This window comes from Peptostreptococcus sp. MV1, from assembly GCF_000758885.1.
In the GTDB taxonomy this organism is placed as follows: Bacteria; Bacillota; Clostridia; order Peptostreptococcales; family Peptostreptococcaceae; genus Peptostreptococcus.
In genome coordinates, this window is record NZ_JRNB01000072.1 from 1 (window position 1) to 24990 (window position 24990).

A 24990-nucleotide genomic window follows, 5' to 3' on the forward strand; every position below is an offset into this window, starting at 1 on the left:
AATTGGTGCAGGGCTTGGAGCATGGGGTGTTATCAACCTGATGGAAGGTTATGGGAATGACAACCCTGGTGCTAAATCTCAAGGCATTAAGCAGCTTATGGCTGGAGGGGGAATTGTACTCATAGGTTTAAAACTAATACCGCTATTAGCAAACGTGTTAAAATAAAATGTTTAATATAGTAGATAAGATCAAAGAGTTTTTTTCGGAGATACTTATTGATATGATCAAGGAAAATTTAAGCGGAATGCTCCTTGATATAAATGATAAAGTATCAACGATAGCAAATGAGGTAGGAAAGACTCCGAGTGGATGGAACTCGGAGGTTTTCCACTTCATAAAGTCTATTTCAGAAAATGTTATACTTCCCATAGCAGGTCTTATCATAACGGCTGTACTATGTATTGAATTAATTCAAATGGTAATGAACAAAAATAATATGCATGACACAGATACCTTTGATTTTTTTAAATATATGATAAAAATGTGGATAGCAGTATGGCTTGTATCTCATGCTTTTGACTTTTCTATGGCAGTATTTGATGTGGCACAGAATTTAATAGGAAAGGCAGCAGGTGTGGCAAATGCTAGTGCAAAAGTTTCTCCAGGTGATATAGCTAATATGGTAGATAGCCTAAAAGGAGAGTCAATAGGAAAATTAATGACTATAGTACTAGAGACATCAATTGTAAAGATGATAATTCAAGGGATATCAATACTCATTACAGTTATTCTATACGGCAGGATGATAGAAATATATATTTATACTTCAGTTTGCGCAATACCTTTTGCCACAATGGGTAATAAAGAATGGGGAAGTATTGGAACAAACTATATAAGAGGGCTCTTCGCACTTGGCTTGCAAGGTTTATTCTTACTTATATGCGTAGGAATTTATGCCGTACTTGTTAAGACTTTAAATATATCAGACATACACAAAAGTATTTTTGAATTACTAGGATACACCTTAATACTTGGTATAACTATGATGAAATCAGGAAGTATTGCAAAATCAATTTTAAATGCTCATTAATAAAAAAGGAGAAGATGATGAAAATTAGAAGAAAAAAGGACAAAAAAATCAATCTAAAAACACTTGGAACAATAGGACTCCCAATACTTTTAATAGGGGGATATATTACAAGAGAAATACAAAATAGAATGATTATAAGAAAAACATTGGAAGTTTTAGATAATAGAGAAGAAACGAATGAAAAAGTCTTAGAAATAGCAGTGAATATGGGAAAATCATTAGAAGATCTGAACAGAGAAGATATATATGGCTTTTACTTAGAGGGTTTAGAATAATGGCTTATGTAAATGTCCCAAAGGACTTAACAAAAGTAAAAACAAAGGTAGCTCTAAATCTAACAAAAAGACAATTAATTGGCTTTACAATTGCAGGTCTAATAGGCTTTCCAGTATATTTAATGGTAAAAAAAGTGCTGCCTAATGACCTATCTATGTTAATTATGATAGGTGTGTCTTTTCCTATAATATTTGCAACTCTTTATGAAAAGGACGGGATCTATTTTGAAAAATATTTAAAGTATATTATAGATAAGAAAAGACAGACAAGTATAAGGATATACAAGACAGAATGTATTTATGATATAAAGAAACAAAGAAAGGAAAGGAGTAAATGAATCAAATACAGAAAAAACAACAGAAAAAATTAAATCAAGAAAAAAGGAATTTAAAAAAACAAAAAGAAGATTTAAAAAGCATTAGTATAAGTCAAAAAAAGATGAAAAAAGCAAATATTTCTAAAGAAAAAGGAAAGCCCAAAAAGAAGCTTTCCTTTTTTGGTGGGAAGAAGAAAAAGAGCATTCAGGAAACAATTCCTTATTTAAGAATGTTGAGAAATGGGATTTGCCAAGTTGAGAAGAACAAATTTAATAAAATGATACGTTTTTTAGATATTAACTACCAGCTTTCAACAGAAGAAGATAAGGAAAGTATATTTAATGAATTTTCAAGTTTTTTAAACTATTTTGATCCAAGTGTTGATATAGAACTTTCATATATTAATCGCATAGGAAAAAATGAAGAAGTAGAAAAAAACATCAATGTTCCGGATAGAAACGATTCATATAATGAAATACGAAAAGAGTACAGGGAAATGCTAAAAAATCAGAGTCAAAAAGGAAATAATGGACTTACTAAATATATGTATATCACCTTTAGCTTACAAGCACAAGATTTAAAAGAGGCAACTACAAGACTTGAAAGAATGGAAATGGATATATTAAATAACTTTAAGCAGATGGGAGTAAAAGCTTATGTATTAAGTGGATATGAAAGGTTAAAGGTTATTCACGATATCTTAAATCCGAATAAGAATTTTGTTTTTTCCTTTGAAGACCTAAAATATAGTGGACTATCTACTAAGGATTATATAGTACCAGCATCATTTAACTTTTCATCTCACAATCAATTTAAAATTGGAGAATACTTTGGAGAAGTAAACTTTCTGCAAATTCTAGCACCTGAATTATCAGATAGATTATTATCAGAATTTTTAGGGGTTGAAGAAAATATGATTGTAACATTTCATATAAATTCCATTGATCAAACAGAAGCTATAAAGATGATTAAAAGAAAAATAACGGACTTGGATAAAATGAAAATTGAAGAAAATAAGAAGGCTATAAGATCAGGATATGACATTGATATTCTTCCAAGCGATTTAATTACCTACGGTAATGATGCTAAGAAACTATTAGTAGAACTTCAAAATCATAATGAGAGAATGTTTGTCATAACTATTTTGTTTACAAATATGGAAAAAAGTAGAAAGAAATTGAGTAATATAATCTTTCAACTAAATTCAATAGCAGGTAGGCATAATTGTGTATTGAAAAATCTTAACTATAGACAGGAACAAGGACTAATTTCTTCCCTGCCACTTGGAAAAAATGAAATAGAAATAAAAAGAGGACTTACAACCAGCTCTACAGCAGTCTTTATTCCTTTTACAACAGAAGAGTTGTGCTTAGAAGGAGAGAGCTTATATTACGGATTAAATGCTTTAAGTCGTAATATCATTATGACAGATAGAAAGCTTTTAAAGAATCCAAACGGTTTAATACTTGGAACACCGGGTAGCGGTAAATCTTTTTCAGCTAAAAGAGAAATTACCAATGCTTTTTTAATCACACAAGATGACATCATTATCTGTGATCCGGAAGGGGAGTATGGAAATTTAACTAAGGCACTAGGTGGAGAAGTTATAAAAATATCGCCAACAAGTAAGGATTATATAAACCCGTTGGATATAAATGTAGACTATGCCGATGAAGACAATCCCTTATCTTTAAAGTCTGACTTTATTCTTTCACTGTTTGAACTTGTAGTAGGAAAGGAAGGGTTAAGTGCAGAAGAAACTTCAGTAATTGATAGATGTCTTCCAATATTATATAAGGATTACTTCGACAATCCAATTTCTGAAAATATGCCAATTTTAGAAGATTTATATAATTTACTTTTAAAACAAGAAGAAAATGTAGGGAAAAAATTAGCTGTAGAAATGGAAATTTATGTCAAAGGCAGCCTCAATGTATTTAACCATAGGACTAATGTAGATACAGGAAATAGAATTCTTTGTTATGATATTAAGGAATTAGGAAAGCAACTTAGAAAAATAGGTATGTTAATTGTTCAAGATCAAGTGTGGAATAGAGTAACTATTAATAGAAATAAGAAGGAAACCAGATATTACTGTGACGAATTCCATTTGCTTTTAAGAGAAGAACAAACAGCCTCATATTCCATAGAAATTTGGAAGAGATTTAGAAAATGGGGTGGTATTCCAACAGGTTTAACTCAAAATGTAAAGGACCTTTTAGCCAGTCCTGAAATAGAAAATATATTTGATAACACTGATTTTATCTTAATGCTTAATCAAGCTAGTGGTGATAGGGAAATTTTAGCTAACAAGTTAAATATATCTCTTTATCAGTTATCCTACGTCACAAATTCCAATGAGGGAGAGGGATTACTATTCTATGGAAACACAATAGTACCTTTTGTAGATAGCTTTCCTAAAGATACAAAATTGTATAAGTTAATGACAACTAAACCAGAAGAATTAAAGGAAGGGATAGAAATTGATAGACATAGAGAAGTTAAAAACTAATTATATTATTAATTTAGATGCAATTTCTGCTCTAAAGGAATTTCCAGATAAAACATTTGATTGCTGTATTACATCTCCTCCATATTATGGACTTAGAGATTATAAAGCAGAAGGACAAATTGGAAGAGAAGAAAGTCCGGAGGAATATTTAAATAAATTAATTGAAGTCTTTAGAGAAGTAAAAAGAGTATTAAAAAAAGAAGGAACACTTTGGGTAGTTATTGGAGATTCTTATGCAGGTACAAGAAGCAAAAAAGAATATAAAGATCCTAAAAACATAGAAGGAAGAAGTGGTCAAAAAGAGTCTATTACAGAAAAACTCAGTGGATACAAGGCAAAAGACTTAATGGGGATACCTTGGCAACTAGCTTTAAAATTAAGAGAGGACGGTTGGTATTTACGAAGCGATATTATTTGGCATAAGGAAAATGCCATGCCTGAGTCTTGTAGGGATAGACCATCAAGGTCTTATGAACATATCTTCCTACTATCAAAAGCAAGAAAGTATTTCTATAACTTTGACGCTATGAAAGAACCAATAAAAGAAATAAGCAAGAAAAGATATATGAGGGCAAGAGGAAAAGATAATAAGTATTTACAAGAAGGCACAGGAGCTAAAAGACAGAGCATAAATGAAGCAAGAGAGTATGGAGAATATATAGGAGATAATGTCCCTAAGTTTAGAAACAATAGAGATATTTGGACTATTAACACCAGTGCGTTTAAAGGAAAACACTATGCGGTATTTCCACCAAAACTGGTAGAACTTTGTATAAAAGCAGGATGTCCTAAAAAAGGCTTAATTCTTGATCCCTTTATGGGTTCAGGAACTGTTGGAATGGTAGCTATTAGGATGGACAGAGAATATATTGGAATTGACATAAACAAAGACTACTGTCAAATAGCTAAAGAAAGGATAGAGAAAAATATGAAATAGGAGGTATATATGAAAAAGAAAGGGAAAGTAAACCCAAGAGATGTACCAAAGACCAAACTTATATCAGAAAAGAAAGAAGAAAGCAATGAAAAATTCAGTAGTACAGAGAGAAAATCAGATTTTTCAAAAAAAGAAATTAATAAAGTAAAAAGCAGGAATAACATAGACAATAATGATGAAAACTCTAAGTATTATTCATCTCATTTGCAAGAAAATAGTCAGGATTTACTCAACGAAAAAGATAAGTCAAATAGAGGAAGAAGACAAAGAAAAAACCATGAGGAAAAATTTGCAGAAGCCTCCTATCATAATGAATATCAGCCAGAATATTCGCAACAGCAGCATAGAAAAATGGAAGAAAATGAGGAAAGTAGATATGGTGAATATTACGGGCAAGAAACAGAATACAGGCTAAGTAACTTTAAAGAAGATTTTAATGATAGACCAAATTCAACTAGCTCTAATTTAAAAAGTAGCACTTCTCCCCAAAAAAATTACAAGGGGAATAGTAATTTAAAATGGAAGAAAAACGTTGAGAGTGAAAGTTTTAATGGAGTGCAAGAGAAAAAAATAAGGAGATTTAGAAAAGAAGAAGATAAGGATTTTAATATAGAGGTAAGTTCAACATATGATCCCTTATCGCAGGACTCAGATAATGATGGTGTCATAGATCGCTATGACATGAACTTTAGTGATAGCAATGTATCATATAGGGACACAAGAGATGACTATAAGTATTTACCATCTTCTGATGTGCAAAGAAAAAATTGGGATGGTTATTCTATTCTTGGTGAGAAAGGGAAAGAAAGCTTTCAAAAAAACACCTTTAAAAAACTTTATCAATCTCAAAGTCAGTTTAAGGATAAAGGGGAAAAAGTAGAATTAAAATCTTTAAATGGGAAGTTTAGAAGAAAATATCTATCATATAAGGCAAATGAAGAAGATAAAAAAATAATTCAAGACCTGAATACTAATAAAAAACAAAATAGCAAATATTTCAAAGGCAAAGTTAAAAATTTAGAAGAAAAAGATATGCTAATGGGTAAGGTTTCTAGTGGGAAATTTAGACAGGATAGCCTATCTGAAGGATTCAAAAGTGAATCTGAAAAAAATAAAGATAAATATAATATAAATAAAAAGAATCAAGAAAAAATAGGCACGAAAAAAGAAATCTTCAAACAGGAAAAAAACGTAATAAAAAATGAGAATCTTGAAGTAGATGAACTTGATTTAAATCATAGTGGAATTTCTAATAAAAACAAGGGAAAGAAAAGACAAATAAAAGACGCTTTTGATAATACTATAAAGAAAAGCAACTTTGATCCAAAGAAAGAATACACCAGGACAAAAAAAGAAGTACAGGATTCTAAAAATGTATCTGAAGAAAATAAGGTAGATACAAAAAATAAAACTAAATTCCATTCTAAAAAAGATAACAAAAGTGAAAAAGATAAGTTTTATAAAAAGGAAGATAAAATATCAAAACTATATGAGAAAAAGAATAAAAAAGAAAAAGAGTTAATTAAGTATAAGAAAAAGTCAAAAAAAGCGGGTTTAGAAAAACCTATTACTTTTGCGAGTGCTATGACGGCAAACTATCTATATAGTGGGAAAGATGATAATGCAGGTGTTAACGCTGCTTATAAGCTTAGTAGAACTACCGAAGTTGTAGGTAGAGAAATTAGCCATTTTAGAAGAAAAAAACCTTTAAAAACTCAAAGAAAAATAAAATCTTTAGAAGGAAAAATTTATAAGAAAGAAAGTAAACTTCTATTTCAAAGAAATTTTGAAGAATTGAAGAAGACTAAAGCTTATCAAAACTCTAATAAACTGAATCGATTTTTTATGAAAAAGAAGTTTCAGAGAGATTTTAGGAAGAAACACGGGGAAGGTTTAGTAAATAGAATAAAGAAATCTTTCGCTAATATTGGAAAGAAAACATTGGAAGTTTTAAAAAACAAAGGATATAAGCAAATTTTTATTGCCCTTTGTATTTTAGGACTTTTTTTTATGCTATTTCAAGGAATTAGCAATGTTGGCAGTCTTACTTCAGGATTAACAAGTAATGTTATAGCTACAAGCTATCTATCAAAAGAAGAAGTTTTAATGGATATTAATAATGAATTTACAAGTTATGAATATGCATTACAAGATGAAATAGATAGTATTAAAGAAAATTATCCAAATTATGATGAATATCATATAAAAGGAGATTCTGTTGGTCATGATCTACACGAGCTTTTTAGCTATTTAACAGCAAAATATGGAGAGATTAAGTCAGCTGAAGAGATACAAAAGGAATTAAAAAAACTATTTAATCAAATGTATGAGAAAAAATATACTTCAAAGTCTATTACAAAATATGACAGTGAAGGAAATCCATATATCTATAGAATTCTAACATTAACTATAAAAAAGAAAAGCATTGATGAAATAGCAAGAGAAGAATTTGCAAACTATGAAACAAATATGGCTCATTATTTAGCTTTACTTGATAGTCAGGGAAATATGAGTGGATATTTTGGATCAAGCTATGGGAACTTGGGAGAGATTATAGACAATCCAAACTTTGGAAATCCAGGAATTGAATTTGATGATATTACAGTAAAACAATTATTTAGTGAAGCAGAAAAACACATAGGGAAAAGATATGTGTTTGGAGCAAGTGGACCATCTAACTTTGACTGTTCAGGTTTTGTATGTTGGTCATTTACAAAGTCTGGTGTAAAGAGAATGCCAAGAACTACAGCTTGGCTTATTTATAAAAACTATTGTAATCCAATATCTCCAAGCGAGGCAAAACCTGGGGATATTATTTTCTTTAAAGGCACATATAATTCCGGTACGCCAATTTCTCACGTAGGGATATATGCCGGAAATGGAATGATGCTCCATGCAGGAGATCCTATCCAATATACCAGTATAAACTCAAGATATTGGAAAAATCACTTTTATTCCTTTGGTAGACCAAAATAAGGGGGAAGGAGTAAAAATCTATGAATAAAAAATTAATCAGAAACATAGAAAAACAGAAGAATTTAAGAAAGAAAAAAGAAGAAATTGAAATAGAACTTCAGTTATTAGTAGAGGAACAAGAAGAAATAGAAAATTTAGAGGTCATCAAGGAATTTCGAAGTCAAAAAATATCTCTTGATGAATTTTTATTTATTGTTAGAAAAAATAAGGAAGAAGAAAATAGAGAAAGACAAGAACTTAAAAGAAAAGATACAAATGAAAGTGAGGAAAATTTATGAAAAAAATAACAAGTGGAATTTTAGCTGTGATAATGCTACTTGTAAGTCTAGTGAATATAGTGGCTGTAAGTCCTGTATATGCAAGTACAGATTATAAGGTAGAGTGGACGGAAGATGATTTTATGTATTCCTCTGAGGGAAATATAATTGCCTTTAGTGATAAGGGCTTAGAAAAGAAAGAAAAGACAAATGTTCTAGTATTTCCTGAAGGAACAAAATCTATAAATGGAAATTATTCTTTAAGTCATTTAAACGATGAACTTAGATATAAAAGAGAATTTGGACGTGGCAAACATTGGGATAAAGTAATTATTCCTGATTCTGTTAAGCATTTAGGTTATGCTGCCTTTTACGAAGCAAGTATAGATGAAGTAAAACTATCAAATAGTCTAACTTATCTTGGTGGTTTAGCATTTTTCAATTGTGGACTTAGAGAAGTAACTTTACCTAATACTTTGGTAAATATTGAACATAATGCTTTTGAAAGAAATAACCTTCAAGAAATAACTATACCGAAGTCTGTGAAGACAATTGAACAGTATGCTTTTTCAAGAAATAAACTGCACACTGTAAAAGTTTTAGGCAATCCAAACATTAACAGTAAGGGAGTATTCCATAATCAAGATGTTGAATATAGACCAAAACAAAATCCATTTTACGAAAATCATTTTGGTTTCAACGGAAATCAAGGATTCAAATCTATTCCTAATGGATTAAGGTTTGAAAATGGAGAGTTTGTCTTTGATAAGAACGTAGATAGTGTAGAACTTGAATTTGATTATAACAATGATATGTATCAAGGAAAGATGACTATATACAATCCAAATAAATATTCCATTGATACTCAAACAGATTTAACAGGACAAGACATTGATGAAAAGGACAATAAGATTGATGATTTAACTAAAAACATTAAGGATTTAGAAAATCAGATCAAAGACTTAAATGATAAGAAACAAGAAGACCAATCAAAGATAGATGAATTAAAAGAAAAGTTAGAATCTTGTAAAGATAATGGAGAGAAACTAAAACAAGAAAAGGCTAAGCTAGAAGAAGAGATTAGAGATAAAGATAATAAGATTGCTCAATTGAATAAAGAAATTGAGGATCTTAAAAACTCTAATAATGATGAACTAATAGCAGAAATTACTCAGCTTAAAGATGAATTAAAAAGACTACAAGATGAAAATGCAAAACTAAAAGAAGATTATTCATCTACAAAATGGGAATTAGAGGCTGAGAAAGAAAAGACAGATAAAAACGAAAATAAAATCAAAGAAATGCAAGAAAAGCTCGATTCTTTAGAAGGAGAACTTGCAAAGAAGACTAAAGAAATAGAGGATAAAGATAATAAAATAAAGGACTTAGAAAAAGCTCTTGATGAAAAAGATACTAAGATAAAAGAATTAGAGAATAAAAAGAGAGAAACAGAAAATTCTAAGTCAGAATGTTGCAAGAAAATTGAAGAGCTTCAAAAAGCTATTGATAGTTTAAAAGAATCTTCTGAAAATACAAAAAAAGAATTAGAAGAAAAGATTAAAGGGCTAGAAGAAAAACAAAAAGCTTCTGAAGAAGAAATTAAAAAGCTAAAAGAAGAATTAGATAAGAAAATTGAAGAAGCAAAGAGGTTAATCGAGGAAGCAAATAAAAAGTCTAAAGAAGAACTTGAAAAACAAGCTAAAGATGAAAAAGACAAAAATTTAAACCAAGACTTATCTAAGAAATTAGATGAACTTCTAAAACTTCAAAAAGAAAACAAAGAAAAGAAAGAAGATAATAAATCTCAAGATAAAAAGTTGGACGAACTTTTGAAAGCTGATGACAAGAATATCCTAAATCAATTTGATCTTAACAAAATGAAAGAGCAAGAAAACCAACAAGGCAAAAAACAAGTTAAAGATGAAAAAGAATTTGCAGTTTTCCAAGTAGACAAAAACTTTTATAACATTATAAAAGATGGAAAGAAAACTACTGTGTATATGGATGTAAAAGCATATATTAAGGATAATCGCATTATGCTACCTGTTAGATATGCAGCCTATACTCTTGGGTTTAATGTAGAATATGATGATAGTAATAGAGAGGCTATCTTTTCAAATAAAGAAAATACAGCCTTACCTAAAAAAACTCTAAGATTAAATATAGATACTGGTGTTATGAAAGATAGTCAAGGAAACATTTATCATTCTGACACTAAACCTGTAATTATAAATGGAAGAATTCACGCATCTATTTCCAATATAGCTAAAGCTTTTAATGCAAGCTGTGGGGATATAAGAGATGAAAAAGATCAAAGTATAGAATGGGATAATAGCAGAAAGGCAGTTTATGTCTTCAAGAATATAAAGTAAGAAAAGGAGAGAATTATGAAGAAAAAAAGATTAGGGGTAGCCTTAGTGCTACTCCTTTTACTATTCAGTATGCCAAGCATATCCATAGCTAAGAGCAATGAAAATGAAATAAAAAATCAGTCAAATGATATTTATTTGCCAGAAAAAAGTAAAGAATTAGAAAGCTTATTTGATGAAGATGTATATGAACCATCTAATGAGAGTCAAAAAATTCCTTATCAGGAAGTGCCGAAAATACAAGAAAATAACATAAAAAATGAGCAAGTAGATAAAAAAGAAAAGCCATCTAAACTTGTTAAAGGTGGCAATACTAAAGCAATTAATCCATTAGCTACAAAAGAAAATAAGGCAAGAGGAACAGTTATAGAAAATGTAGATAAAAATGGACAGGATATTACACCGAAAGTAGAAGATCAAACATCAAGAGATGAAAAAAAGGAAAATCCAATAGATGTTAGACAATTTTTAACCTTTCAAACAAAGAGTGGAAAAACTATGCACCTCATTGTAGATCATTCGGAAAATCAAGAAAATGTACAATTACTAACAGAAGTTGGAGAACAAGATCTACTAAATATGATTGAAGGAGAAAGTGAAGTAAAGCCAAAAGAAGAAGTAGTGAAAAAAGAAGAACCGGTGGAGGAAAAACCGAAGAAAGAGGAGAAAGAAGAAAAGAAATCAGGGATAGGACTTTATTTATTTATGGGTTTAATTATTGTTGGTGTAATGGGTGCAGGATATTACTTCAAAATCTATAAAAAAAATGAAGAAGCAAGTTTTGAAGATGAGCAAGATTATAATGAATTAGAAGATGATTATGAATCTGAAGGGGAGGATTATGATCTTGAAGATAAGGAAGATACAGAAATTATTCCAGATGAAGATGAATTTTAATCTTCTCAATGATTTAAGCAGTAGATTAAGGACAACAATAAAATTAATTATCGTGTAAATTTATAAACATACGATAGAAAAGTACAATTAGAATTCTGGAACTTTAATAAAAAACGATGAACAAAACGACAGCACAAACTTAATATATAAGTAAAGCTAAGTTGAAATGATTGATTGTATAATTAAGAATTTGATATAGATAAAATCATAAGTTTAATGAGAATGCTAAAAACGGATCAAGCTTTTTTATACGGATGGAATTCTTATTCGAAGAAAAATCTTTATGCTAGAGACATAAAGTTTGAAGATGTAATAGATAATGGAATAAATATTATAGAAAAAATAAAAAATCGGTAGAGCTATAAAAAGATGAGGGATTGAAAATTTAATCTCTCATTTTTTTATTAAAAAATTAAAGGAGGAAAAATGAAATTAGTAATCGCAGAAAAACCAAGTGTTGCAGCATCAATAGCAAAAGTTATAGGAGCAAAAAATAGAAATAATGGATATTATGAGGGGAATGGATACATTGTTTCATGGTGTGTTGGGCATTTAGTACAAATGGCAAATCCTGATGTGTATGATGAAAGATATAAGAAGTGGAGAATTGAAGATTTACCTATTATCCCAAAAGAATACAAGTATGAGGTAACGAAGACAACTAAAAAACAGTTTAATATTCTTAAAAGACTAATGAATAGTAATGAAGTTGACACCATTATTAATGCTTGTGATGCTGGTAGAGAAGGAGAAGCTATCTTTAGACTTGTATATATGATGGCAAATTGTAAGAAGAAAATGAAACGTCTTTGGATTTCCTCAATGGAAGACTCTTCCATAAAAGAAGGATTTAGCAACTTAAAAGATGGAAGTAATTATGATAATCTTTTTGATTCAGCTAAGGCTCGTGCCATAGCTGATTGGCTTGTTGGAATGAACATAAGTAGACTTTACTCCTGTCTATATAATGAAAATTATAGTGTAGGCAGAGTACAAACACCAACTTTATCAATGATTGTGAATAGAGATGATGAGATAAATAGTTTTAAAAAAGAAAAATATTATACAGTGGAGATTTCCATGAATGGATTTACACTTTCGACAGATAGAATTGATGACAAGATAGTGGCAGAGCAGCTTAAAAATTTAATCGGAGAAAAAATTGAAATAACCGATGTAATTAAAAAAGAAAAGATTACAAAGCCTAATCTGCCCTTTGACCTAACAACACTTCAAAGAGAATGTAATAAGTATTTTGGATACAGTGCAAAACAAACCCTAGATTATGCCCAAAGCCTGTATGAAAAGAAGTATATTACCTATCCACGAACAGATTCAAGATATTTGACAGTAGACATGATAGAAAGCACTGTAAATAATATTATAGGAAAAAATGATTTTGACACAGAAAGAATTAAGGTAGTTTTTAATTCTGAAAAAGTTACAGATCATCATGCAATAATTCCAACGATAAGTTCATTAAATAAGGATATTTCAAATCTCCCGGAAAGCGAAGCCAAAGTATATAGACTTATAACAAATAAACTCTATGCAAGTTTTGGATATCCACTTGTAGAAAATACAACAAAGATAGTGGCTGAATTTGACGGGTTTGAATTTATAAACACTTATAAAATAATTGCAGAAGAAGGGTTTACAAAATATTTAGAAGAATATACATCAAAGAAGAAAGAAGATATACAACTTCCTGATGTAAAAATAGGAGATTTTTTATATATTGAAAATAAAGATATAAAAGAGAAGTATACAAATCCACCTAAACACTTCACTGAAGACACACTCTTAAAAGCAATGGAAATAGCTGGAAATGATGAATTAGTTAAGGATGTTGAAGTTGAGAGAAAAGGACTTGGTACTCCTGCTACAAGAGCGGGAATAATAGAAAATTTGATATACAAAGGTTATATAAAAAGAGAAAAGAAAAACCTAATATCAACTAGAAAGGGATTAAACCTAGTTACTATAGTTATAGATGAGTTTAAATCTCCAAAGACAACAGCAAAATGGGAAATGAGATTAAGTGATATAGCAAAGGGTAAGGAATATAAAGAGAATTTTTTAAAAGAAATTGAAGAAGAAATAAAAAATACTATAGGTAAATATTATAAGTAAATTGATTATAAAAACTTGAATATAATTATAGGAATGAAGAAAGGAATGATTTATGAAAGAAATAGGGTATAATATAAGTGATAAAAGAGTAGGCATTAGGAAATTTGCTTATTTGACATTACTATAAATATACGTTATACTCTTATCAGATAAAGATGGTGTCCCGCTACCGTTAAAGGTGGAGCATTAAAGAAGGTGTATCACTACCTACATCCCAAAGGTAAAATATTAAAGCAAACAGAGAGGTTAAAACCTTTCTATTTTTTTATTCAAATTTCTTCTGCAAAGGAAAAACACAAAAAATGGAAGAATGTTTCTGATGAGCATTTTTTAATTTATGAAGTGATCGATAATAGTATTACTATAGATGGAGATATTTACAAATATTATTCTGATAAAGAAAAAATGCACATATTATCTATATTGGATATTAAGAAAATGATTCCTGTACCGGCTGATTGTTATGAAAGAATTGAATTTAATGAGCTTGAGGATATCAGATATAAAGACTTATTTCAAAAAGAATACGCTTTTTGTTTAAAGGTAAAAACAAAGGTCTTGATAAAGGTAGAAAAAATATACCAAAAGCAAAAGAAAACAGGAATTATAAGAAGAGCAAATTGCAATTTTTCAAAGTTAGAAAAAGCAATGTTGGATTGGAAACAATAGGATAAAGGAAGTTAAAGCGATTAGAAAAGTAAAAAATCTAATCGTTTTTTTATTGCAATAGAAAGATAGCGTAAATGACATATAAAGTTATCCTTTGCTTACAGAAATTTAAAAAATAGAAAGAAATAAAGTTTAATAAATAAATATATAAAAATTTAGTTCATTTTTATCACTATAATGAGGAGGGATAAAATGCCAAGATATGATATAGTAGATTTAAGTAGAACAATCTATCTTGCAAAAGAAGAATTTAAGAAAGATATAAAAAAATATGAGGAATATTTAAAGGTATCAGGCAATAACTATAAGTATCCATATATACATCAAATATCTATATACAATATGGATCCAAAAGCAACAGCCTGTGCAGAATTTGATTATTGGAAAAGTATAGGTAGAAGCGTTAAAAGAGGCGAAAAAGGAATACCACTTTTAGATATAGATAGCGGAAGGATAAAATATATCTTCGACATAAGGCAAACAGTAAGTATTAATCATAATATTTCTGAGGTAAAGTTATGGAAATATGATAGCAAAAAGCACTTAAACTTACTAGATGAACTGATAGATAAGTTTAAAGAAAAAGATAGTAAGCTTCTATTAAGCCAAGAAGATAAAATTGATGCCTTAGTAGAAAGTAATGTTAGAGGAAAATTCAATAAAATTTTAGAAAGTCTATCTGATGAAAGTTTAAAAAGCATTCAAAAGGTAGACCTTTTTAATTTGTTAAAAGAATCCGTAAAAATTTCCATAAGCGAGAGAATGGAGGTCTCATATCAGCTAAAAGAAGAAAACTTATCTTTACTGTCTAAAATATCAAGTTCGGACATAGACAAAGTATTAAGTATAAGTGCTAATATAAGTAAAAATATCTTACTTGATTTGGGAAGTGAAATAAAAAGATTAGAAATTTTAGAGAAAATTCAAGAAAGAAAAGATTTGGAGCAGACAAAAGAGCTTAAGGAGCGTTATAATAAATTAAGTTCTGATATAAACGGTGAAATAAATTTTAAAGGAGGCTTGGAAGATGAAAGAGAAATTAAGATTGGCAGGCAAGGAATACCTCATGGAGGAGGGGATTTACACACCAATCGTCAAGGAGAATTCCTTCGAGAGACAGGGAGGGACATACAAGATGGAAGAATTGGAGGAAGGCATGGAAGTCCTAATACCCAATATGGCAATTCCCAAGAAAATAGATTTAAAGAAACTCAACAGATGGGGAAGGATGAGATTGAACTTTCTCAAGGAGAACAAAGAAGAGGATTATCAGATAATGTATTTGCAAGGGATATTAATGGATCATCTTCTATCAAAGGAAAAAGAGATAGAGGACTTTATCACGAGGGAAGAAGTCAAAATGATGGAAACTTGGGGGCTGACAGAAGAACTGAAAGAAGAGGACTATCTGAAATATCTGAGATTGAAGAAGAACATGGATATGACCCTACAAGAAATAGGGGAAAGGGAGATAATCCTAATCTAAAAAATGAGGAAGTAGAGTTTACTTCCTTTTTTTCTGCTAAAAATCAGGGAGAGCAAATATCCTTCTCAAATCCAATAAGTCAAAGAGAAATAGATACATTTTTAATTCATGGAGGAAATCATGAAGATGGAAGATTAGAAGTAATAGCAGAATTTTCTAAGGGTAAATCTTTAGAAGAACAGGTAAACTTTTTGAAAGAAATATATAAGGGAGCCAATGGTCTTGAAATTGAAGGAAGAAAGATATCTGCATGGTTTGGAAAGGAAGGAGCAATTTTTAAAGATGGAGATGAGGCAAGATATAGAGAAGGGCAAATAGTTTCTTGGAAAGATTTAGCTAATAATATTAATGATTTATTAAATAGAGGAGAATTTGCTAGTAACGTGGAGGTTATAGAAAGTGCCACATATGAAAGAGAAAAAATAGCAGAAAAATTATTGTATTTAAAGAGAGATCTTTCTGATGAAACTAAGGACAGATATTTAGCGATTCTTAATGATATAAAAGGAAGAGGCTTCCCAGATGAAAAAGAAAATCTCGGGAAAAAACTTGAAGATAAAAATTTTATAAATAAACTCAGAAAAGAATACGAGGTATTTTTAGAAGAATATAAGATTAATCCTGATATTTTAAGATTTCATCATTATAAATTATCTAGAATCTATAATGATATCAATGATTTAGAAATAGAAAGAAAATTATATAGGTCAAATTTAAAGGATATTGCACCTATTCAGAGTTTTATAACACAAGATGAAATAGATGAAAGCCTAAAAAGAGGAAGCGGGTTTTCTGATGGAAAGAAAAGAATATATGAATTTTTTACTGAAAAGCATGATTTAAAAGAACAAGCAGATTTCTTGAAAAATGAATATGGCGTAGGTGGAAGTTCTCATGCACTATCTGCTGCAAGAGAAAGTGGTGAGTGGCACGATGCGAAGGGAATAAAATATAATAAAGGTAATGCAAAAGAAATACTACTATCTTGGTCTAATGTTGCAAGAAGAATTAATGACCTTATTAAAAAGAATAGATATATAGATGAAGAAAGTTTTGAAGAAAATAGGGAGAAAAAAACAGATCAGGAAATAAATAAAACAGAAAAAGAAAGCCAGGAGTATATAAATTATCAAGATGATTTGCCTCCAACTGATAATGATGTATATATAGAAAGAACAAATAATAGTTCTATATATTATTATCAAGGACAGTCTGTAGCAAGTATAGGTGATGATGGAAAACTTATCATTTATGATGAATTTATACCAAACTTTTTAAAAGAAGAAATATATTCCATAGCCTTTGAAAAACAATTAGATATACCATTAGACCAGTTAGACGATGGAATTATTCTTGAGGGAATACATGACACTTTTTATATTAAAGAAAAGGAAGAAATAGAAGGAAGAGAATATTACCTTTTAGAAAGTCAAAGTCGATATGATGATATTCCAAATATTATAGTTAATTCTAACAAAGAAGTTATAGATGATGATATAGTAAATGGTTTTGAAGAATTTAAGGAATTTTATACTAATAAAAATAAAGAAAATATAGATTTTGATTTAGATAGCCATAGAAAAGATGATTATTGGATAATTGAGTTTAATGAGGGTTCAAGTCTAATAGAAAAAGATTATGCAGGACAAAGGCTGACTAAAGAACTATTAGATGAAATAAGGGAAATAGATGAAAAGATAAGACTTCATAATAAGACCTTAGGAGAAGATGAGTATGGTCAGATGACTGATGAGTGGGAGGGGTATTCCAAATTCTATTTTAACCATATAGTAGATGGGAAAATAGTTGATCACTATAAGATAGACATAGGTGATGGAAACGAGATCAACCAAAGAGACTTTGAATTTCTTTATGAACAAATAGGAAAAAGTCAGATAGAACTTAATCAAACTATAGAAGAAAATAAGATAGATGAAAAAATAATTTCCATAGACCAAATTGAAGATATACTTTTCGATGTATTAGTTAAGGATAAAGTTTTAGAAAATGAAATTATAAAGGCAAGAGAAAACTTAGGAAATAATACTTTAGCAAGTTTTAACTCTGTATTCCAAAGAGAATATGCGAAAATCATGAGAGAAGTTGCCGATAAGCAGGGAAATCTTCCGGATGATATGAAGTCAATAGATAAGGTTAAAGAATTAGGCATTAGAATAGAAAATAGATATAGAGAATATTTAAATAATTCACTTAAAAACAATATAGAAGATGATAAGAAAATCCTCTCTATAAAAGTGGGAGATATAGTTAGAACAGAGGATAATAAATATTTAAAAATAAAAGATATTTCCAGTGGATATGATAATAACCATAATCCAATAACATATTATTCATATGATGCCTATTTTGATAAGGACTTAAAACTATTTTCACATTCCTTTAAAGGAAGCAATTTAAAAGCTTTAGAAGTATTAAGAAATGAAGTAGAAGAAAAATTAACAAAAGAGATTGTAGAAGATAAATTAGCAGTAAAAGTAGGATATTATTATGCTTTAGTAGATAAAGAGAAAACAAAGGATATAGAACTAGAAGAAACAGGAATTAGAGTTTATCCAAGAAAGGAAAACTCACAAGGAAAGATCTACAATTTATATAAAGGGAAATCTTTTGAGGATAGCAGAAAAATAGACAGTTTGTTTGATGAAATTACTGTCAAAATGAAAGAAGTAAACCTTACAAATTTAAATGATGTATTAGAATTGGAAAGGGAAGGTTTATTTGAAATTACTGATGATAAAGTTACAAAATTTGAGGAAGGCTATGATATAGATGTTCAAAGCTTTAATCAGCAATTTCCAGATTACTATAATGATATATATGTTTTTAATAAAAATCTTGAAATCAATGGAGCATATCAAAATTTAGCACACATAAATGAAGAAAATAAAATTACTTTTAATATAAATTTATCTCAAGAAGAAAAATCAAAAATTGAAGAAATAAGAGATAAAAAAGAAGTTCTTTCCAAGTTAATAGATAAGGATATCAAAGAAAAAAGAGAATACTATTTTGATCCTCAAAATGAAGAATACTTACTACTGTCAAAGAAAATAGAAGATGGATTATTAAAAAAACCAGAAAATATTATAGATGGAAAAGAAGGGTATAAGGTAGAGCTAATCTTAGATGTTAAGGGGAAATCTCTTAAACAAAATTTACGATACAATGGGTATATTTTAAATTCTAATCAAGCTATAAAATATAAAAGTTATAAGGACATATTAAGTAACTTTCCTTATTTACTTGATGACAAACATAGAGAAGTGCTTTTAAATGGATATTTAAATCAGCAAATAGAAAATGATAGAACAAGGCAAGAAGAAAATCCATTTAAAGAAGGTATGAGTGTTAGATACAAAGGAAAAGAATACACTATAACTGCTATTAACGATACTACAAGTCCTAAAACTATAGAACTAGAAGATAGCACAGGACTAATGAATGGCTTTATTACCGGAAGTGAAACAATTCTTTTTAATGACTATAAAAATCTTGATTTAGAAGTATATAGATCTAGTGAAAAAGAAAAACAATCTATTGATAAAGGGGAACTAGTAGAACAAATCAGCTTTGAAGATATTGACAATAATAACGAAGAAGAAGTTAAAAAAGACAAAAAGACTGATAGAGAAAATATAGAAGGGGTTTATGAAGTTTCTTTAGAAAACTATAAAATTATTAATGAAGAAGAAAACCTACCACCTTCACAGAGATTAAAAAACAACATTGAAGCTATAAATGTCTTAAAGGCTTTAGAAAAAGAAAATAGAAGTGCAAGAAAAGATGAACAGGAAATTTTGGCAAAATATATTGGCTGGGGAGGACTTTCCGATGTATTTGATGAAGAAAAGGAAGGTCAATGGCTTGATGCAAGAAATTTTTTAAAAGAAAATCTAACTGGGGAAGAATATAATAGGGCAAGAGAATCAACCTTAACAGCTTTTTATACGCCGAAAGTAGTTATAGACGCTATCTATGAAAGTCTTTCTAATCTTGGATTTGAAAAAGGAAATATATTAGAACCAAGTGCTGGGACAGGGAGATTTATAGGAAATCTACCTGAAGAAATGAAAGAGTCAAACTTTTATGGAGTTGAATTAGATAGCATTAGTGGACAAATTGCCAAAGAACTTTACCCTAATGCCAATATCCAAATAAAAGGATTTGAAGAAACCAATTTTTCTAATAACCTATTTGATGTGGCCATAGGAAATATTCCTTTTGGAGAATTTAAAGTAGCAGATCGTGAGTATGAAAGAAATAACTTTCTAATTCACGATTATTTTTTTGCTAAAACTTTAGATAAGGTTAGGGATGGAGGCATCATTGCCTTTATAACATCTTCAGGAACAATGGATAAAAAAAGTGAAGATGTTAGAAGATATATATCGGAAAGAGCAGAGTTCTTAGGAGCAATAAGACTACCAAATACTACATTTAAAGGGGTAGCTGGAACAGAAGTAACTTCAGATATAATCTTTTTAAAAAAGAGAGATAGGCTATTAAAGATAGATGAAGACTGGATAAAGCTAGACAAAGATGCAAAAGGACTAATATATAATAAATACTTTGTAGATAATCCTCAGATGGTAATAGGGACTATGGAAGAAATACCGTCAAGATTTGGGACAAGCCTTGCTTGTATTGAAAATAAAGATATTTCTTTAGAAGAAGGACTAAAAAAAGCCATTAAAAATATTCAAGGTAGGTATGAAGAAGCTCAAATAAATGATGATTTAGGAGAAGAAACAATACCAGCTGATGATAGTGTTAAAAACTATTCTTTTGCTTTAGTGGATGATGAAATATATTTTAGAGAAAATTCAATTATGCAAAGAATATCCTTAAACCAAAATGATAAAGATAAGGTAAAAGAATATTTAAGATTAAATGAAAGTCTAAGGAAAGTTATAACCTATCAAAGAGAAGACTATTCAGATGAAGAGATAAAAAAAGAACAAGAAAATCTAAATAAATTCTACGATGATTTCAATAGCAAACATGGAAGACTAAATTCAAAAACCAATAAAAAGTTATTTAGAGAAGATGCCAATTTTTCTTTAATTTCAACTTTGGAAAAATTAGATAAAGAAGGCAACTTTATAGGAAAATCTGACATCTTTAACAAGAGAACTATAAAAAAAGCTGTAATAATAGATCATACAGATAGGGCAATAGATGCTCTGGTACTCTCTATTAGTCAAAAAGGTAAAATAAATTTTGATTATATGGAAGAATTGACAGGAAAAACAAGAGATAAATTAATAGAAGAATTAAAGGGAGAAATATTTTTAAATTTAGATTCCTTTGAACCTAATGATATAAATCCATTTAAGTCTGCTAATGAGCTAGGAGATTTTTCAAGACCTTACGTAAGTGCTGATGAATACTTGTCAGGAAATATAAGAGATAAAATTGAAGTTGTAGACTCTTATATTAAAAACATCGAAAAAGAGTTAGGAAAGGAAGAAAATCTAGAGGATAGTAAACTCTTAAAAAAAGAATTAGAAGAGTTACATTTTCAAAAAGCAAAGCTAGTGGAAGTAATGCCTAAAGCACTAGATGCAAGTGAGATTACAGTTAGAATGGGTGCAACATGGATACCGGAACAAGATTACAAAAAATTTATGTTTGATTTGTTGAAAACACCAGTTTCATCAAGGTGGAATATAGATATCAAGTATTCTGACTTTACAGGAGAATATAGAGTTGAAGGAAAAAGCTCTGATAGGGACAATGACCTTGCTTCTTTTACCTATGGTACAAATAGGGTAAATGCATACAAATTGATAGAAGATACTTTAAATTTAAGAGATACTAAGGTATTTGATCAAGTAGAAGACAGTGATGGAAAGAAAAAATCTGTGCTTAATCAAAAAGAAACAATGCTTGCAAGAAGTAAGCAAGAGATGATAAAAGAAGAATTTAAAAGCTGGATATTTGATGATGTGGAAAGAAGAAATAGATTAGTAGAAGATTATAACGAAAGATTCAATTCTATAAGACAAAGGGAATATGATGGAACTAATCTTACTTTTGAAGGAATGAATCCTGAAATAGAATTAAGAGCACATCAAAAAGATGCAATAGCAAGAGGGTTGTTTGGTGGAAATACTTTACTTGCCCATGAAGTAGGAGCAGGAAAAACCTTTGAAATGATAGGTATAGCCATGGAGTCAAAAAGACTTGGTATGAGTAATAAGTCAATGTTTGTTGTTCCTAACCACATCGTAGAGCAATTTGGAAGAGAATTTAATGAACTTTATCCAGGAGCTAATGTATTATGTGCTACAGAAAAAGACTTCACACCAGATAGACGAAAAAGATTTTGTAGTCGTATTGCTACAGGAAGTTTTGATGCTGTGATTATAGGACATAGTCAATTTGAAAAAATTCCTATATCAAAAGAAAGACAAGAATATGAATTGCAAGGTCAAATTGATGAAATCATTGACTATATAGATGAATATAAAAGAGAAAGGGATCAAAGATTTACTGTAAAGCAATTAGAAAAAACAAAGAAAAAATTAGAGACAAAGTTAGAAAAACTAAATGCTGATTATAAGAAAGATGACGTTGTAACCTTTGAGGAACTGGGAGTAGATAAGTTATTTGTAGATGAAGCCCACGCATACAAAAACCTCTATCTATTTTCTAAAATGAGGAATGTAGCAGGAATTACTTCTACAGATTCACAAAAATCATCAGATATGCTTATGAAATGCCGCTATATGGATGAAATTACTAATAATAAAGGATTAGTATTTGCCACAGGTACACCAGTAAGCAACAGTATGGCTGAACTTTATACCATGCAGAGATATTTACAGTATGATGAATTAAAAAAGATGAAATTGCAACATTTCGATTCTTGGGCGTCTACTTTTGGAGAAACAATAACGGCAATAGAATTAAATCCTGAGGGTAATGGTTATAGGAGCAAAACCAGATTTGCAAAATTTTATAATCTTCCTGAACTTATGAATACTGTAAAAGGATTTATGGATATTAAAACAGCTGATGTTTTAAATCTTCCTACACCAATTGCCCATTATGAAACTATAAAAACAAAGCCTACCGAAGAACAAAAAGAAATTCTTGAAACTTTTTCCGAGAGAGCAGATAAGGTTCGTGATAAGCAGGTAGATTCAAGTGTTGATAATATGCTATTAATAACAAATGATGGGAAGAAGATGGCATTAGATCAAAGATTAATCAATCCTTTACTTCCTGATGATCCTAATAGTAAGGTGAATACCTGTATAAAAAATGTATTTAGCATTTGGGATAAATATAAAGATAAAAAATCTGCTCAATTAATATTTTGTGATATGTCTACACCAAGTAATGATTTTAATATCTATGATGATATTAAAACAAAACTTATAGATATGGGAGTACCTGAAAATGAAATAGAATTTATTCATAAGGCAAAAAACAATATGGAAAAAGACGCTATCTTTGATAAGGTAAGAAAGGGAGAAATAAGAGTCTTACTTGGTTCAACACAGAAAATGGGAGCAGGTACTAATGCCCAAGAAAAACTAATTGCAATTCACGATCTTGATATACCATGGAGACCTGCTGATCTTTCTCAAAGGGCAGGCAGGATTGTGAGGCAGGGAAATGAGAATAAGGAAGTCCATATATTTAGATATGTAACAGAAAATACTTTTGATGCCTACCTATTCCAAACCTTAGAGAATAAACAAAAATATATTTCCCAAATTATGACGTCAAAGACTCCTGTAAGAGTTGCAGAAGATGTAGACGAAGCCACATTAAACTATGCCGAAATCAAAGCTCTTGCAACAGGAAATCCATTAATAAAGGAGAAGATGGACCTTGATGTTGAAGTTTCTAAACTTAAAATGCTAGAGTCCAATTTTAAATCAAATCTTTACAAGCTGGAAGATAAAGTAGTTAAATTTTATCCAAAGGAAATAGAAAGATTAAAAGAAAGGATAGAGAACTTAAAGGAAGATATTAAAAATGTTGAGCCTTATAGAGAAGTAGATAAAAATTTAAAAGAAGATAATAAATTTACCTCTCTAATTATTGACGGAAAGAAGTATATAGATAAGAAAATAGCTGGAGAGTTTTTGTTGAACAAAATTAAGGGAGTTAAAATATATAGGGAAATGGATAAAGATGGAGAAAAAATAGGTGAATATAGAAATTTTGATTTATCCATAAAATATGATTCTTTTTTCAATAAATATAACTTTATATTAAAAGGTAAGGGAGAATATAGAGGAGAGTTTGGAACAGATGAAATAGGTAATATAACAAGAATGGATAATGTATTAGATAAATTACCAGAAAGATTAGAAAATACAATTTCAAAACTAAAAGATACAGAAGAGCAATTTCAAACAGCCAAAATTGAAATACAAAAGACATTTCCACAAGCTGAACTTTTAAAGGATAAGACACTAAGACTTGCAGAAGTAAATAATTTACTAGATATGGGAAAAAGTGAAGATATAAGCCAAGATAATCCATTACTAGAAGAAGTAAAGGAAGAATTGATAGACTTCCTTAACAGAGAATATGATGAAGAAAACAGGTTAGAGGACTTTGATACTATATTTCCTGACTTAACAGATATAGGAATAGCTTATACAACTACACCAGATGAAAAACATGAAATACAAGTAAGTTTAGATTTAATAAATTACAAGATGAACACTTATGTAGATAAGAACCTAATTGACAGCTTTCAATACACCTATGATCCCTTAGATGCAAGTGATTTAAAAGAGCTAGTACAGATAAAGACATCTATTGGCTTTTGGAATTTTAGTGAGCTTGTATCAGTAAATGAAGAAAAACTGAGAGAAGTAATGGGACTTGAAATAGATGATTATGGCAACTTCTATGACCCATTATCTAAAGATATGGATTTAGATGGAATAATAGATAGAAATGATGCTGACTTTAGAGATAGTAAAGTGCAGGAAATAGGAGATTTTGAAAGGAAAGAAAAAACATCTATTATGGATAAATTAAAGGAATATAAGGGAAATTTAGTAGTAAATAATAATATAAAAGAAATAAATAATAGTGAACCATGTGGCAGATAAAGCTTTAAATGAGATTATTAGAG

At 29.5% G+C, this 24990-nt stretch carries 14 protein-coding genes; all 14 read left to right on the forward strand.

Features of this window, described 5'->3' with window-relative positions:
* Position 1: 1 nt before the first annotated feature.
* Positions 2-166, forward strand: a complete 165-nt coding sequence (locus HMPREF1639_RS05660) for a Maff2 family mobile element protein (RefSeq protein WP_052045435.1) — start codon at positions 2-4, stop codon at positions 164-166.
* A gap of 1 nt (position 167) precedes the next feature.
* Entirely contained in the window at positions 168-1031 is an 864-nt protein-coding gene (locus HMPREF1639_RS05665) for a VirB6/TrbL-like conjugal transfer protein, CD1112 family (protein ID WP_004838430.1), read from the forward strand.
* A gap of 17 nt (positions 1032-1048) precedes the next feature.
* Positions 1049-1306: a hypothetical protein gene (locus tag HMPREF1639_RS05670; RefSeq protein ID WP_000702456.1), complete on the forward strand. Its 258-nt coding sequence runs from the start codon at positions 1049-1051 to the stop codon at positions 1304-1306.
* Entirely contained in the window at positions 1306-1644 is a 339-nt protein-coding gene (locus tag HMPREF1639_RS05675) for a PrgI family protein (RefSeq protein WP_002838958.1), read from the forward strand. Before HMPREF1639_RS05670 ends, HMPREF1639_RS05675 begins: the two co-directional genes overlap by 1 nt.
* The gene (locus HMPREF1639_RS05680) at positions 1641-4136 is read left to right on the forward strand and encodes a VirB4-like conjugal transfer ATPase, CD1110 family (RefSeq protein ID WP_036764309.1); all 2496 of its coding nucleotides are present in this window, start codon (positions 1641-1643) and stop codon (positions 4134-4136) included. Before HMPREF1639_RS05675 ends, HMPREF1639_RS05680 begins: the two co-directional genes overlap by 4 nt.
* Complete coding sequence (locus HMPREF1639_RS05685) at positions 4108-5073, forward strand: DNA-methyltransferase (RefSeq protein ID WP_036764311.1); 966 nt, start codon at positions 4108-4110, stop codon at positions 5071-5073. The genes HMPREF1639_RS05680 and HMPREF1639_RS05685 overlap by 29 nt, the downstream gene beginning before the upstream one ends.
* Positions 5074-6657: 1584 nt before the next feature.
* Positions 6658-8049 (forward strand): CD1108 family mobile element protein, encoded by a 1392-nt coding sequence (locus HMPREF1639_RS09700; RefSeq protein ID WP_442956598.1) that lies wholly within the window; start codon positions 6658-6660, stop codon positions 8047-8049.
* A gap of 20 nt (positions 8050-8069) precedes the next feature.
* Positions 8070-8327 carry a hypothetical protein gene (locus HMPREF1639_RS05695; RefSeq protein WP_004837916.1) on the forward strand — a complete coding sequence of 86 codons (258 nt, stop codon included), beginning with the start codon at positions 8070-8072 and terminating at the stop codon, positions 8325-8327.
* The gene (locus tag HMPREF1639_RS05700) at positions 8324-10678 is read left to right on the forward strand and encodes a leucine-rich repeat protein (protein WP_036764315.1); all 2355 of its coding nucleotides are present in this window, start codon (positions 8324-8326) and stop codon (positions 10676-10678) included. The genes HMPREF1639_RS05695 and HMPREF1639_RS05700 overlap by 4 nt, the downstream gene beginning before the upstream one ends.
* 15 nt (positions 10679-10693) lie before the next feature.
* Positions 10694-11572, forward strand: a complete 879-nt coding sequence (locus tag HMPREF1639_RS05705; protein ID WP_019132978.1) for a CD1107 family mobile element protein — start codon at positions 10694-10696, stop codon at positions 11570-11572.
* 426 nt (positions 11573-11998) lie between these two features.
* Positions 11999-13705 carry a DNA topoisomerase 3 gene (locus HMPREF1639_RS05710; protein WP_036764317.1) on the forward strand — a complete coding sequence of 569 codons (1707 nt, stop codon included), beginning with the start codon at positions 11999-12001 and terminating at the stop codon, positions 13703-13705.
* A gap of 195 nt (positions 13706-13900) precedes the next feature.
* Positions 13901-14374, forward strand: a complete 474-nt coding sequence (locus tag HMPREF1639_RS05715; RefSeq protein ID WP_242847290.1) for a type III toxin-antitoxin system ToxN/AbiQ family toxin — start codon at positions 13901-13903, stop codon at positions 14372-14374.
* Between the two features lie 1177 nt (positions 14375-15551).
* Complete coding sequence (locus HMPREF1639_RS09705; RefSeq protein WP_407705206.1) at positions 15552-15860, forward strand: TnpV protein; 309 nt, start codon at positions 15552-15554, stop codon at positions 15858-15860.
* Between the two features lie 383 nt (positions 15861-16243).
* Positions 16244-24967: an SNF2-related protein gene (locus HMPREF1639_RS05720; RefSeq protein WP_442956599.1), complete on the forward strand. Its 8724-nt coding sequence runs from the start codon at positions 16244-16246 to the stop codon at positions 24965-24967.
* Positions 24968-24990 lie beyond the last annotated feature (23 nt).